Origin of the sequence: Arcobacter rhizosphaerae (genome assembly GCF_049472155.1) — a bacterium.
In the GTDB taxonomy this organism is placed as follows: Bacteria; Campylobacterota; Campylobacteria; order Campylobacterales; family Arcobacteraceae; genus Arcobacter_B.
The window spans coordinates 131,747-145,956 of sequence record NZ_JBMOVW010000003.1; the positions used below are offsets into that span (position 1 = coordinate 131,747).

At 27.1% G+C, this 14,210-nt stretch carries 17 protein-coding genes and 1 tRNA gene; 10 read left to right on the forward strand and 8 right to left on the reverse strand.

The genetic code is table 11. The features are described from left to right. Positions 1 to 69: 69 nt before the first annotated feature. From ACH5BH_RS06550 to ACH5BH_RS06570, 5 genes are all read right to left on the reverse strand, one after another. Positions 70 to 786, reverse strand: a complete 717-nt coding sequence (locus tag ACH5BH_RS06550) for a hypothetical protein (protein ID WP_423297823.1) — start codon at positions 784 to 786, stop codon at positions 70 to 72. After that, a complete protein-coding gene (locus ACH5BH_RS06555) occupies positions 786 to 1,544 on the reverse strand; it encodes a hypothetical protein (RefSeq protein ID WP_423297824.1) in 759 nt (252 codons plus the stop codon). Before ACH5BH_RS06555 ends, ACH5BH_RS06550 begins: the two co-directional genes overlap by 1 nt. Beyond that, on the reverse strand, positions 1,541 to 2,263 hold the full coding sequence (locus ACH5BH_RS06560; protein ID WP_423297825.1) for a hypothetical protein: 723 nt from the start codon (positions 2,261 to 2,263) through the stop codon (positions 1,541 to 1,543). Before ACH5BH_RS06560 ends, ACH5BH_RS06555 begins: the two co-directional genes overlap by 4 nt. Positions 2,264 to 2,363: 100 nt before the next feature. Next, positions 2,364 to 2,999: a hypothetical protein gene (locus tag ACH5BH_RS06565; RefSeq protein WP_423297826.1), complete on the reverse strand. Its 636-nt coding sequence runs from the start codon at positions 2,997 to 2,999 to the stop codon at positions 2,364 to 2,366. A gap of 64 nt (positions 3,000 to 3,063) precedes the next feature. After that, positions 3,064 to 3,642 (reverse strand): hypothetical protein, encoded by a 579-nt coding sequence (locus tag ACH5BH_RS06570; RefSeq protein ID WP_404304912.1) that lies wholly within the window; start codon positions 3,640 to 3,642, stop codon positions 3,064 to 3,066. A gap of 204 nt (positions 3,643 to 3,846) precedes the next feature. On the opposite strand from ACH5BH_RS06570, the gene ACH5BH_RS06575 reads away from it, so the two are divergent. Beyond that, positions 3,847 to 4,488: a CBS domain-containing protein gene (locus tag ACH5BH_RS06575; protein WP_423297827.1), complete on the forward strand. Its 642-nt coding sequence runs from the start codon at positions 3,847 to 3,849 to the stop codon at positions 4,486 to 4,488. 35 nt (positions 4,489 to 4,523) lie between these two features. On the opposite strand, the gene ACH5BH_RS06580 is transcribed toward ACH5BH_RS06575, so the two are convergent. The 3 genes from ACH5BH_RS06580 to mqnP all read right to left on the reverse strand — a co-directional run bounded on the left by ACH5BH_RS06580 (position 4,524) and on the right by mqnP (position 6,392). Then, a tRNA-Arg gene (locus ACH5BH_RS06580) sits at positions 4,524 to 4,600 on the reverse strand. 50 nt (positions 4,601 to 4,650) lie between these two features. Further along, complete coding sequence (locus ACH5BH_RS06585; protein WP_423297828.1) at positions 4,651 to 5,454, reverse strand: GGDEF domain-containing protein; 804 nt, start codon at positions 5,452 to 5,454, stop codon at positions 4,651 to 4,653. An 80-nt stretch (positions 5,455 to 5,534) separates the two neighbouring features. Continuing rightward, entirely contained in the window at positions 5,535 to 6,392 is an 858-nt protein-coding gene (gene mqnP / locus ACH5BH_RS06590; RefSeq protein WP_404304918.1) for a menaquinone biosynthesis prenyltransferase MqnP, read from the reverse strand. Positions 6,393 to 6,510: 118 nt separating this feature from the next. On the opposite strand from mqnP, the gene ACH5BH_RS06595 reads away from it, so the two are divergent. The 9 genes from ACH5BH_RS06595 to ACH5BH_RS06635 all read left to right on the forward strand — a co-directional run bounded on the left by ACH5BH_RS06595 (position 6,511) and on the right by ACH5BH_RS06635 (position 14,199). Beyond that, on the forward strand, positions 6,511 to 6,708 hold the full coding sequence (locus tag ACH5BH_RS06595) for a hypothetical protein (RefSeq protein WP_423297829.1): 198 nt from the start codon (positions 6,511 to 6,513) through the stop codon (positions 6,706 to 6,708). 31 nt (positions 6,709 to 6,739) lie between these two features. Beyond that, the gene (miaA, locus tag ACH5BH_RS06600) at positions 6,740 to 7,615 is read left to right on the forward strand and encodes a tRNA (adenosine(37)-N6)-dimethylallyltransferase MiaA (RefSeq protein ID WP_423297830.1); all 876 of its coding nucleotides are present in this window, start codon (positions 6,740 to 6,742) and stop codon (positions 7,613 to 7,615) included. An 80-nt stretch (positions 7,616 to 7,695) separates the two neighbouring features. Continuing rightward, positions 7,696 to 7,893, forward strand: a complete 198-nt coding sequence (gene rpmE / locus ACH5BH_RS06605; RefSeq protein WP_423297831.1) for a 50S ribosomal protein L31 — start codon at positions 7,696 to 7,698, stop codon at positions 7,891 to 7,893. 5 nt (positions 7,894 to 7,898) lie between these two features. Beyond that, entirely contained in the window at positions 7,899 to 8,705 is an 807-nt protein-coding gene (gene rsmI / locus ACH5BH_RS06610) for a 16S rRNA (cytidine(1402)-2'-O)-methyltransferase (RefSeq protein WP_423297832.1), read from the forward strand. A gap of 37 nt (positions 8,706 to 8,742) precedes the next feature. Continuing rightward, positions 8,743 to 9,432, forward strand: coding sequence for a 23S rRNA (guanosine(2251)-2'-O)-methyltransferase RlmB (rlmB, locus tag ACH5BH_RS06615; RefSeq protein WP_404304928.1), 690 nt, complete (start codon positions 8,743 to 8,745; stop codon positions 9,430 to 9,432). 9 nt (positions 9,433 to 9,441) lie between these two features. Next, positions 9,442 to 10,251 (forward strand): hypothetical protein, encoded by an 810-nt coding sequence (locus ACH5BH_RS06620; protein WP_423297833.1) that lies wholly within the window; start codon positions 9,442 to 9,444, stop codon positions 10,249 to 10,251. Between the two features lie 4 nt (positions 10,252 to 10,255). Next, positions 10,256 to 11,470, forward strand: coding sequence for an LL-diaminopimelate aminotransferase (locus ACH5BH_RS06625; RefSeq protein WP_423297834.1), 1,215 nt, complete (start codon positions 10,256 to 10,258; stop codon positions 11,468 to 11,470). 8 nt (positions 11,471 to 11,478) lie between these two features. Then, positions 11,479 to 12,741, forward strand: coding sequence for a homoserine dehydrogenase (locus ACH5BH_RS06630; RefSeq protein WP_404304934.1), 1,263 nt, complete (start codon positions 11,479 to 11,481; stop codon positions 12,739 to 12,741). A 102-nt stretch (positions 12,742 to 12,843) separates the two neighbouring features. Beyond that, positions 12,844 to 14,199: an MATE family efflux transporter gene (locus ACH5BH_RS06635; protein ID WP_423297835.1), complete on the forward strand. Its 1,356-nt coding sequence runs from the start codon at positions 12,844 to 12,846 to the stop codon at positions 14,197 to 14,199. The last annotated feature ends 11 nt before the right edge of the window (positions 14,200 to 14,210 follow it).

The window sequence follows — 14,210 nt, forward strand, 5'->3', positions numbered from 1 at the left end:
TACGGATTGTTTTTCATTACTTGAAAAAACAATGCTAAAAAGAACTAATACTAAAACTAAAGCTTTGATTTATTCCACCTTCATAATTTGATTATTTGCTAACTTAATATACTTAGAACCATTTTCCTCAAAAACAAATACACCAACCTTTAAGTTATTTAGTTTTGAGTTTGTTTTCCCTACATTTTTTATAGTTATATTTCCCTTTGTAAAAAGTTTTTTATTATATTCTATCCAACTAGAATCATTGAAATACCATCTAATTGAGTGTTCATTTATACTACAAAACACATTTGTTTTATTAGTACCTTGACAATTTTTCTTTATAATATAACCATCTTTTAAAATACTATGAATAGTTTTTGCTTTTTCATCTTTTAGAATAATTTCTACATAAGATTTTGATAAATCAATACTTGTATTTGTACCATCCATATAAACAGAAGTTCTATCACGATATAAATCTCTTTTATAAATTTCTACCATATAATCTTCGGCTTTTCTACTTATCCCAAATTTTAATTTTAAATTTTTTGCATCTTTAAAATCAATTTGTTCACCCATAAGATTTTTATCAGAAAAATTTGTCCCTAGAAATTTATCATTGACTAAATCACTCATTGTTGGAATCTTAAAATTAGTCAAAAGATATCTTTCATACTCTTTTGCTAATTTTTCCTCAAGATTTACCAAGTTTTGAGTATATAAAACATTTCGTTGCTCTATATATTTTTCATTTGAAAAACTAAAAGTACAAAAGATAATAAGTAAATATACTATTTTCATTATTTTACCTTTCTTATTGTACTTTTAGTTTTAAGATATTTTTCCCCTTCAAAATCATACAATACCACTCCAAGAGGAAGTTCTTTAAATTCAATATTATCATAAAAAGAAATATCATCTATTATTACAATAGGCCCTTTTTCATAATTTTTAGGATAATAGTACATCAAAAGTCTATTTTTTAAACTTGTTTCATAGATATAAATATGATCTTTATTAACACCCGTTAAATCTTTTTTTATACAATATTTACCAGAAAGAGGATTATCACATGAAATCAAATTTTTATTTTGTGTATTTATAAGATTATAAATATTTTTAGCAAGATTTGATTCAAGTATTATTTGAATTTTATTATTATATAAAAAAGTTTTTTTTCTAAAAGTATCACTCTCATACATATTTTTTAAAAAAGTATCTTTTTCAATAAGACTTGTCAATCTATAATTTATACTTTTTTTTGCTCCATCTAATACTATATTTTTAAAATAATCTGAGTTGTTTTCCAAAATCATTGAGTTCAAACTTATCCCTAAAACTGAACTCAAATCAGTAAAAGAAGCGGGCCTTTTATAGTTTTCCAATAAATAAACTTCATAAGCTTTAGCAATAGACTCTTCTTGTTGAATAACATTTTTAAGCTCTTGTAAAACTTCTTGTCTTTGCTCAAAATCAAAAGTTCTTGTATCCACTTCATTTGTATTAGCAACTAAAGAAGAACAAATAAAAATAGATATAAACATATAGATTTTTATCATAATTCATCCTTTAATTCATTATATATTTTCATATCTCTTGAGTTTTTACTAGATAGAAGTTTTTGTTTTATTCTATTTTTAAAGTAAGCCTCTTTTCTTTCTTTCAATTGTGATTGAGTCAAGCTTTCACTATCTAAGTTTTTCATATCTTGATAAATAACACTATAAGGAGTATTATTCTCTATCATCTCTACAATAGAAGATTTACTATTTGAATTTTGCATAGCAAGAGATATTAACTCTATAGTCTTTTCTACTCTATTTTGAACTATTTCATCTTCATGTAAAGAGTTTTTATTTGTCATACCAATTTGAAAGTTTATTTCTGTTCCATTTTGAGTAGTGCTTGTTTGCATACCATACTCTTTAAGCTTCGCTTTTAAAGCAAGAAGTTTTATCTTTTCATTTTCATCTATGATAAATTCTGCATTTTCATTTAATAAAGAATCATTATGAATATTACCACTTCTTCTATTGCTTAAAAGAATTTTTTCCCAGTTTTTACCTTTTGGTAAGAAAGCTATAATCTCATCCCTAGTAATTTGACTTGGGTCTTTATTGTACTGCTTGGAAATAAGTTCTTTTATTTCTGTAATTAGTTCAAAACTTTGTTGAATATTTTTAGCATTTTGAATATCTTCATAAGCTTTATAAGAAACAGATGCAGTAAACACAAGAGTAATAGCAATAGCTGAGGATACCCATATATTTCCTATCATCTTTTATCCTTTCTTATGTTAAAGAACTAAAACAAAGTATTTATTAATACTCTGATTTAGTTTTTTAGAGCTTAAAACCAAAGGTCTAAGCCTTTGGTTTTTACTCTTGATTTACTGTAGCAGGAATATCTTTGTAATAAATAGTAAAAGTTCCATCTGTTGCATTATCACCTGAAGTTACAGAGTTTGCTGTTGGAACGTTACCATCCTCATCTAATTCTACTGGCTTAGCATCTTTTGTTATTCTATCAATAGATGCTACTGCTTTTAGATCTTCTGCTACTTGAGACTCTAAAAATGTTGAATTATCTGCTAACTCATTTAATAAAACAACTCTAATTCCAGGTCTTTTTGTTATTTTATCAGTTGCAGAAGCCTTAGTGGGATTTACTATTAAATTAATTAACATTGAAGGACTTGCTTCACCACCAAATGAAATAGCACTATAAGTATTAAGTTGTCCTGATGCATTACCAGCGCCAGTGTTATCACCAATTTCATTATTTATCTGATCAGCAAAATAACCTAGTTTTGCTAAATCAGTTAATGTAGTTGTTTTTGTTATTACTCTATCTCTTGCAGCTAATTGTAAACCTTGTTTAATATTTGCTATTTCAGTAATAATACTTGTCTTTTGGGCAATTCCCTCAATCTTATCACCAGTTCCCCCGAATGTTTGGAACATATAAATCATTGCTCCAACTACTACGATTACCATTGCTATCAGTTGTGGCATTTTAATCCTTTATTTTTAATTTTCATTACCTACCTACCGCCCTTAAATAATATAAACTCAAGCTCTACTTATAAATAATACAAGCTAAAATACCATCACTATTATTACCTGTGTCAGCTATTTCTTTTGTTGTACTATTATACGATACAAAATCATTTCTAAATGTTCCAAAAAGATTGTTTTCACAATACTCTCTCCCTATAAAACTTTCAGAAAATCTATTTTTTGACATCAAAGTTGAATCACTTGTAAAGTTCATAAATAATATATAAGAGCTAGTATCAAAAGTAATACTTGGAGTTAATGAAGCTCCATTATTTACCTCTGATGAAGGTACAATCCTCCAAGTAACGCCACTATTTTGAAAAGTAATTGTAGTATTTACACCAGCCCCTGTTGAAGGATTTGGATTAGTTTCAATACTATCATATAAGATATCATCTTCATCTAACGCTTCAAAATTTGCAGTAGTCACACTCTCACCAGATTCAATATAAACATTTACAAAACCATCAATCAAACTAAACATAGATTCTACTCTTTTAAGTTCAGCTTGGATAGTACTATCATCAGCTTCATATCTAGTAAGCATAATAATCATAGCAGATGAAACAGCTAAAATAGACGCTACTAAATATGGCATAAGAGTTCCTTATTACTTGCATTTCACTTTATTATACTATATATTTTTTAAAAATGTATAATTTTTTAAAAAAAATAATTTTAATTTACTAAAAATTATTAAAAATAACAAATCAATAATTTTTAAATAAATTTATTTATAATTTATTAAGTTAACCTTTTATTAAATAATAAATATTAAGATATAAAAAACAAAGGACATATTATGTTTGCAATCTATAATAGCGGAAGTGTTGGTTTTAGAAGTACAGCAGACAATTTATATGAATTGAAAAATACAGATGCACCAGGAGAAGTTAGATTAAAACCTGATGATGATACACTTTTTCAAGAATATATGGATTCAAAAAATAAAAAAAACTCTCAAGAAAATCCAAACTTACAAGCAATAAATAGCTATAAAAAAATGGCAAATATAGATACAAATGAACCAGTTTATCACGTAAAAGATATTATGACAGAAAACTGTATTTATATAAAAAATAAAGCCACACTAGATGAAGCTTATAAAGTATTAAAAGAAAACAAAGTAAGTCAAATACCAGTAGTAAATGATGAAAAAAAAATATATGGATTAATAAATAAAAAAATCATCTTAAATGAAATAATGCAAGAACCTGATGAAGCAAGAATAATTTTACAAAAAAGAATTATAGATATTCAAAATAATGAACTAATCGCAACCGATCCAATATCAGATATAAGAAGAGTTTCTAAAGTAATGATTGATTTTAAATTAGATGCTATACCTGTTGTAAATGAAGATGATGTACTAGTAGGAATAGTATCAAAAACAGATATTATAAAAGCTGTTTCAAATATCCCATCTTTACAATTGTGGGGATGATATAATATTTTGATTAAATATGTATTTGTTTTAAATGGCACGCCTGGTAGGATTCGAACCCACAACCCCCGGGGCCGAAACCCGGCGCTCTATCCAGTTGAGCCACAGACGCTTATGTTTTAAGATTGGAATATTAACATAGGTAAACTTAAAAAATTTAAGCTACCTATTTTTTTGTTTATTTTCATACATTAGTTCATCTGCTTGCTCTAATATATTTGATATATTATCACCTTTTTTAAAATCAACTATTCCATAAGAAAAAGAAAATTGTAAGCTTTGAACTTTTGCAGATTTTAGTTTTTGTTTTGATAATTTTTCTTGAGTTTCTTTCATAGTTTTATTTATGTCTAAAGAGTTTAAACTATCACCTGTAAATAGTACCATAAATTCATCACCTGCATACCTAACAACATCTACACCTTTATGATTTAATTCATTTAAAAGAAATTTTACTAGATATTTTAAAACTTGATCTCCTAAAAGATGTCCATAAGTATCATTTATAATTTTAAATTTATTTAAATCAATAAAGCAAAGTTTCCCTGACTCTTTAAAGTTTTCATTTTCTAAAAAATAATCCATAAACCATTTTCTATTATATGCTGATGTTAAACTATCTGAAAAAAGCTCCTTTTGTAAAAACTGTATTTGCTTTTGCATTTGACTTAATTCATTTGTGATTGAATTTAAAGCTTCTCCATCTTTATTTTCAATAGCAACTTTAGCTTGTTTTGTAGATTCTTTTATATTATCAAGGTTTTCATTTGTACTTTTTACAATTTTATTTACTATATTAGTATCATATTGTAACTCTTGTAATATTGTATTTTTATTATCAATATCTACTTTAAGTTCTTTAGCAAATTGAGCAAATGTTTTTGAATAATCCCCAGGAAGAACTATGTCATTATTTTTTAAATTTTTTACAGTTAGATATGTTACTTCTCTTAGTTTTTCACTCATAAATATTTATTCCTTACAATATTTTTTAATATTATACATAAATAATACAAAAATTTATATTATATAACAAATAATATAACTTATAAAAGATTATCTACTATGATGAAAATAAAAAATACTATTCCTAAATAACCATTTACAGTAAAAAAAGCTCTATCTATTTTAGTAAAATCTTTATTCACTAAATAGTGTTCATAAGTAAGCATTATAGCACTTATTAGTACTGCTAAATAAGCAAATAAACCACTTTGAGATGTAATAACAAATAGTAACCAGAAAATAACTGTTAAGATATGAAACACTCTTGAAATAAACATAGTTTTTTGTGCACCAAACTTTGAAGGAATTGAGTGTAATTTTAATTTTTTATCTACTTCCATATCTTGCAATGAATAAAGTAAATCAAACCCTGCTACCCAAAACATAACCCCAATACTTAAAAGTATAGTCCATAAAGGTATAGTTTCACTTACAGCAACTACTCCTGCTATGGGAGCTAAAGCTAAAGATATTCCTAAAATTACGTGAGCTAAATATGAAAATCTTTTAAAATATGAATAAGAACCAATTATTATTAATATTGGAATTGATAAATAAAAAGCTAAATCATTTACAAAATAAGCTACAGCTATAAAACCTAAAGCATTTGCTATATTAAAAATAAGCATAGATTTTACAGAAATTCTTCCATCCACATTTGGTCTATTTTCTGTTCTGGGGTTTAAAGCGTCTATATCTCTATCCATATATCTATTGAAGCCCATAGCAAAGTTTCTTGCAGTTAAAGCAGCTAAAATACCTAAAATAAGAAGTTTAAAGCCAAACCAACCTTTTGCTGCTACAACCATCGCTATAAATATAAATGGTAGTGAAAAAATTGAGTGTTTAAACATCACTAGTTCATTGAAGTCGTTAATTTTTTTTATAAGTTTTTCCATGAGAGAATTCTATCAAATTAATTAAAAATGTAAGTTTAAAATATTATTTAAAATAAACTCAGAAAATATAAGTATAATGAGGGTATTAAAATTTTATATTATTGAAAAAAGAAGAAAAATGAAAAAACTATTAACACCTATTTTAATTATTTTAATTTCTATAAATTTTACGGCTTGTGTAACAAAATCACAAACAGATGTATTAGATTCAAGTAAAGAAGATGTTTCAGACTTATTATCACAACTAATTGAAAAAGAAAAAGAAATAAACAGGCTTAATAAAAAACTAGAAGCTTGTAAAGAAGCCTCAAAGTAATCTTTCACAAAAACTTAGCTAGAATGAAAATATGAAAGAAATAGCAATTATTGGCTCAACTGCCTCAGGAAAAACTGGCTTATCAATTGAGATAGCTAAAAAAACAGATTCTATTATATTATCACTTGATTCTTTGAGTGTCTACAAAGAAATTGATATTGCTTCTGCAAAACCTACAAAAAATGAAAGAGATAATATTATCCATTTCGGGATAGATGAAGTTTATCCAAATGAAGAATTTGATGTAATAGAATTTATAAAACTTTATAAAAAAACAAAAAAATATGCCCAAGAAAATAATAAAAATTTAATCATCGTAGGTGGAACAAGTTTTTATTTAAAAACATTAATTGAAGGTATGTCTATTGGTGTAAATTCAAAAATAAAACTTGATATACCTGTAGATGAAGCTTATGATTTACTCTATTCTTTAGACAAAGAATATATGCAAAAAATTGAGAAAAATGACAAGTACAGAATAGAAAAAGCTTATGCTATTTATAAAGACTCAAAATTAACACCAACTCAATACTTTAAAGAAAATCCCAAAAAACCAATAGCTCCAAATCTTAAAATATTTGAGATTTTATGGGATAGAGATGAGCTTAGAAGAAGAATAAGTCTCAGAACAAAGCAAATGATAAAAGATGGTTTAATTGATGAAGTAATTTACTTAGAAAATAAATATACAAGAGAACCAAACTGTATGAGTTCAATTGGAATTATTGAAACATTAGAATATCTTGATGGAAAAATAAATAAAGAACAATTAGAAGAAAAAATATCTTTAAATACAGCTAAGCTAGCAAAAAGACAAAATACTTTTAACAAAGGACAATTTGAAAATAAAACTTCAAATATAATAGAAAACTTAAATTCAGATATTATTAAGTATTTTTCGCTATAATCCCGCTTTACAAGAGTTTAATAAAGGACAACATAAGATTTGATCTTTTATTTTACATTAATTAATATAAGGAATATGGCGTGAAAAAAGATATCCACCCAGATTATAAAGAGTGTACAGTATCTTGTGCTTGTGGTAACTCATTTGTAACTAAATCAAATGTTGAAACTATGAGAATTGATATTTGTAACGCTTGTCACCCATTCTTTACTGGTGAGCAAAAAATTGTTGATGCTGCTGGTAGAGTTGAGAAATTCAAAGCTAAATATAACAAATAATATTTATGCTTACTTTAGTTCCAACTCCAATAGGAAACCTCGAAGATATTTCTTTAAGGGCTTTAAATGTTCTATTGGAAGCGGAACTAATTTTTTGTGAAGATACAAGAGTCACAAAAAAACTTCTAAATTTACTAGGTGAAAAAAATAGCCTAGACTTTTCAAACAAACTTTATCAATCTTTTCATTCACATAATGAAAATCAAGTATTAAAAACTTTATCAAAAGAAACTTTTGCTAAAAATGTTGTTTATGTAAGTGATGCTGGAATGCCTTGTGTTTCTGACCCAGGAGCAACACTTGTAGATTTTTGTATACAAAATGACATAAAATATGATGTATTACCAGGAGCCAATGCAGTTTTAACTGCTTATGCAATGAGTGGGTTTACACATACTACTTTCGCATTTCATGGCTTTTTAGCCCATAAAGGAAGTGAAAGAACTTCAAAACTAGATGCTATTTTAAACGATGATAAACTAGCAATACTTTATGAATCACCCCATAGACTTCTAAAACTATTAGAAGAACTATCTAAAAAAGATGAAAATAGAACAATATTTTTAGTAAAAGAAATATCAAAACTTTATCAAACTTCATATAAAGATACAGCTTTAAATTTATTTGAACAGCTAAAACAAACTCAAATAAAAGGCGAATGGGTAGTAGTGATAGAACCTATAGCAAAAACGGGAGAAGCTCTAAGTCTAAAAGATATTGAAGATTTAGATATAGCACCTAAAATAAAAGCTAAACTTTTAGCAAAAATGACAGGAAGAAAAACTAAAGAAATTTACCAAGAACTAATGTAAAAGAGGTTTATCAAGATTTTTTAGATAAAATCTAGCCATGATAATATACGGTAAACAAATTGTACTTTATGTACTAGACAAACACCCCCATTTAATTGAAGAAGTAATGTTTTCTAAAGAGATAGATAAAAAGCTATTCTCTAAGTTTTTAAAACTTGGTAAAAAGATTATCAAGCTTGATAATAAAAAAGCTCAAGGCCTTTCAAAAGGTGGGAATCATCAAGGCTTCTTCTTAAAACTAAAAGAGTTTGAATATACTGATATCAAAGATATCAAAAATATGAACTTTATTTTAGTATTAGATGGATTAACTGATGTGGGAAATATTGGAGCTATTGTTAGAACAGCTTATTCACTTGGAGTTGAAGGAATTGTAGCCTCAAACGTAAGAACCCTAAATAACTCAGGAATCTTTAGAACAAGTGCAGGTTCTCTAATAGATGTACCTTTTGCACTTTATCCAAAAAGTGTTGATTTAGCAAATGAACTTCAACAATGTGGTTTTGCACTAATTGGTGCAACAATGGATGGAACTGATTTAAAAAAATATGGAAAAATCGAAAAAACAGATAAGGTAGCTTTATTTTTAGGAAGTGAGGGAGAGGGAATATCTCCTAAAGTCCAAAAGAAACTTGATCTAAAAGTATCTATTGGAATGGAACACGATTTTGACTCATTGAATGTATCAGTTGCAGCAGGAATATTAATTTATAACTTAAAAAAATAGAGATTAAAAATGATAAAAAAATTAGTTTTAATAATTGCATTGAGTATTACATTAAGTGCAAATTTAGATATGAAAATTGAAAATTTATTAGGTTCAAATACTTATAATACTCACAAAAACTTAATAAATTTTATTTTTTCAAAAAAAAGTGCTTACTATCAAAATGGTAAATTAAACTATACTTTAGTAACACAAAAATTAAGTAATAACAATTTATTAAAACTAAAATACCCTTCTACAAAATATATTGATATAGAGTTCAAACTTATAGGAGAACAAAAAAAATCTCTACTTATTGTAAAAGATATCTTGAAATCATTGGGACACTATTATTATTTTACACAAGAAGCTAAATACGAAAAAAATAAATTACTATGGAAAATAAAATTAAAAACTGATGTCGCCATCAACCCTCTTAGATTATCACAGTCTCTTGATAAAACAAATAGCAAGATACTAAATATAATTAAAGAGGGTAGCTCTAAATTTACTTATGTAATTGATTTTACAAATAGTAAATTAGCAAAAGTTGAAGACTTAACTATTAATAATGATGTTATTTTAAAAAAACCTATTAAACCTTATATGATAAGTATAGCCAATGCTTCTACTTTAAATATAGAATCACATACAGGTAATAGATGGCATCCTAATATTACTTTTTATGATAACAATATGAATATTATAGAAATTATTAAAGAAAATAGTCAAAAAAGAAGTTTTAAAGTTGATGTACCAACAGATACATCCTATATCAAAATAGATGATTTATATTCCCTTACAAATTTAAGAAGAGGGATTAGTATAACTAAGGAGTAAAAAAGTGTTTCCTGAAATAGAGTTTGAAAGAATGAAAAGACTTCCTAATTATGTGTTTGCAGAGGTAAACAATATAAAAATGGAAGCAAGAAGAAATGGTGAAGATATTATAGATTTTTCAATGGGAAATCCTGATGGACCTGCACCAAAACATATCACTGATAAATTAACAGAAGCAGCACAAAAACCAAAAAATCATGGTTATAGTGCAAGTGCAGGTATTTATAAATTAAGACTTGCTATTTGTAATTGGTATAAAAGAAAATATGGAGTAGAAGGTTTAGACCCAGATAAACATGCTTGTGCAACTATGGGATCTAAAGAAGGTTATGTGCATTTAGTACAAGCTATTGTAAATGTTGGAGATACAGCTGTTGTACCAGACCCTACATATCCTATTCATTCTTATGCTTTTATGTTAGCAGGTGCAGGTATTCATAAATTTGAATTAAGTTTTGATGATGAATATAAAGTTGATGAAGATTTATTTTTTGAAAGATTACAAAAAACTTTAGACGAGTCAATACCAAAAGCTAAATTTGTGGTTGTAAACTTCCCACATAATCCAACGTGTGCAACAGTTACACCTGAATTTTACCAAAGACTAGTTGATTTAGCTAAAAAAGAAAGATTTTATATCATCTCTGATATTGCTTATGCAGATATCACATTTGATGGTTATAAAACTCCATCAATTTTCCAAGCAAAAGGTGCTTTAGATGTAGCAGTTGAATCATTTACTTTATCTAAATCTTATAATATGGCAGGATGGAGAGTTGGATTTATCACAGGAAATGAAAAGCTTGTAGGAGCATTAAAAAGAATCAAGTCGTGGCTTGATTATGGTATGTTTACTCCAATTCAAGTTGCAGCTACTGTAGCACTTGATGGACCACAAGATTGTGTAGAAGAGCATATTGAAAAGTATCATAAAAGAAGAGATGTTATGTTAGAAGCTTTTGCAGATGCAGGATGGGAAATGAATACTCCAAATGCTTCAATGTTTATTTGGGCAAAAATTCCAAAATGTGCTCAGCACTTAGGAAGTATGGAGTTCTCAAAACAACTTCTAACAGAAGCAAAAGTTGCAGTAAGTCCAGGTATTGGTTTTGGAAGATATGGTGACCAATATGTAAGAATTGCTTTAATTGAAAATGAAAAAAGAATTAGACAAGCTGCAAGAAATATAAAAAATTATTTAAAAACTTTAGAAAAATAGGAATAAAAATGTTAAAAGTAGGAATTATCGGTGTAGGAACTGTTGGAGCTAGTGTTGCAAATATTTTAAGAGACAATAAAGATATTATTACTGCAAGAGCTGGTACACAAATAGAACCTGTACTAGGTGTAGTTTCAAACTTAAATAAAGATAGAGATGTATCAATAAAATTAACAGATAATGTTGATGAAGTATTAAACGATGAATCAATTGATATTGTTGTTGAATTAATGGGTGGAATTGAAAAACCTTATGAGATTGTAAAAAAAGCACTTGAAAAAGGTAAGGCTGTGGTTACTGCTAATAAAGCATTATTAGCATACCATAGATATGAATTACAAGAAATAGCTGGTGATACTGCATTTGAATATGAAGCAGCTGTTGCAGGAGGTATTCCAATTATTAATGCCTTAAGAGAAGGTTTAACAGCTAATAATATTGATACTATTAGAGGTATCATGAATGGTACTTGTAATTATATGTTAACTAAGATGATAAATGAAGGTGTTGATTATGACACTATCTTAAAAGAATCACAAGAATTAGGTTATGCAGAAGCTGACCCAACATTTGATGTTGGAGGATTTGATGCAGCCCATAAACTACTAATTCTTGGATCAATTGCTTATGGTATAGATGCTAAACCAGAAGATATCTTAATTGAAGGTATTGAAAATATTGAACCTGCTGATATTGAGTTTGCAGGGGAGTTTAACTATTCAATTAAACTTTTAACAATTGCTAAAAAAGTAGGAAACCAAATCGAACTTAGAGTTCATCCTGTATTTATTCCAAATGATGAAATGATCGCTAAAGTTGATGGAGTAATGAATGGTATTTCTGTTATAGGAGATAGAGTTGGTGAGACTATGTATTATGGTCCAGGTGCTGGTGGTGATGCTACTGCTTCTGCTGTAATTGCTAATATCATTGATGTTGCTAGACGAGGTAAAGGTTCACCAATGCTTGGATTTGAAACTCCAAATAGTGAAAAACTTTCTTTAATGAAAAAAGATGATATCCAAACAAAATACTACCTAAGACTTACGGTTGAAGATAAAGCTGGAGTTCTAGGAAAAATAGCAAATATTTTAGGAGATAAAAATATTTCTATTGAAAAAATGATTCAAAAACCAATTGACGATGAAACAGCGCATATATTACTTTCAACGCATACATCTGTTGAAAAAAATATCAATGATGCCATTAAAACATTGGAAGATACTAGTGTGGTTACTAAAAAGCCTATGATGATTAGAATAGAGGACTAAACTCCTCTATTTTATAAATTTTATTATTTACTTCTTTTTTTCTTTATAATTAAACTTTTTACACTATAATCCATTTTATTCTATTTTACAGGATATACTATTTTGAAACAAACAAATGAATTAACAACAAAAAAAATTCCCTTTTTAATTAAACAACTTGCCATACCAGCAAGTACAGGGATGTTTTTTAATACCATGTATAATGTAGTTGATACATTTTATGCTGGTCTTATCTCAACACAAGCAGTTGCTGCATTATCTTTATCGTTTATGATATTTTTTACTATTATTGGCTTTGGATATGGATTTTCATCTGCTACAACGGCACTTATTGGAAACCACTTTGGTAAAAAAAGATATAAATTAGCTTCTTTATATGCTCAAAAAGGTTTAGTATTTATTCCTTTAATTGGAGTGTTTTTAACTATCTTGGGAATTATTTTTGCTCCAAGCCTTTTTATATTACTTGGAGCAAAAGAACAGTATTTACAAGATGCCATGACATACATAAACCCTATTTTATATGGAAGTATTTTCTTTATGGTAAATTTTGCTTTAAATGCAATACTTGTAGCCAAAGGTGATACAAAAACATATAGAAATACTTTGATTTTTGGTTTCTTTGCAAACTTAGTTCTAAACCCTTTATTTATTTATGGATTTTTATTTATTCCAGCATTAGGACTTCAAGGTATAGCAATAGCTACTGTTTTAATCCAAATAATAAATATGTTTTATATGCTTTACAAAGTAAATCAAACAAATATTATAAGATATGATAGACTTGATTACTTTTTACCAAATATAAAAGTATATAAAGATTTTATAAACCAAGGTTTGCCTGCTAGTTTAAATATGCTTATTATGTCCATAGGTTCACTTATACTTACATATTTTGTGTCACATTATGGTATGGAAGCAGTAGCAGGATATGGTATAGGTTTTAGAGTAGAGCAACTTATGCTTTTACCAGCACTAGGACTTAATACAGCTGTTTTAACTCTTGTATCCAACAATTATGGTGCGAAAAAATATGATAGAGTAATTGAGACTTTAAAAGTTGCTATAAAATATGGATTTATAATTTCAACTTTTGGAATAGTATTCTTAAGCATATTTGGAAGATTGATTATCTCACAATTTGACTCAAATGAGATAGTTGTAAACTATGGTTTAGATTACTTACTTATTGAAGTTTGGATTTTCTATGCTTATGTGGTTTTATTTATTTGTGTATCTACACTTCAAGGAATAAAAAAACCAAAAATGATTTTATATATAGCTTTATATAGACAAATTTTTGCTAAATTTATAATTGCTTACTTAATAGTAAAATATTTTGAAATGAGCTTTGCATCACTTTGGATAGGTATCTTTATAGTTATAAATTCAGCAGCAATATTTGCATACTTTTATACAAACAACCTTCTTAAAAAACATTGTCATAGAACTTTATAGTTCTATGATTT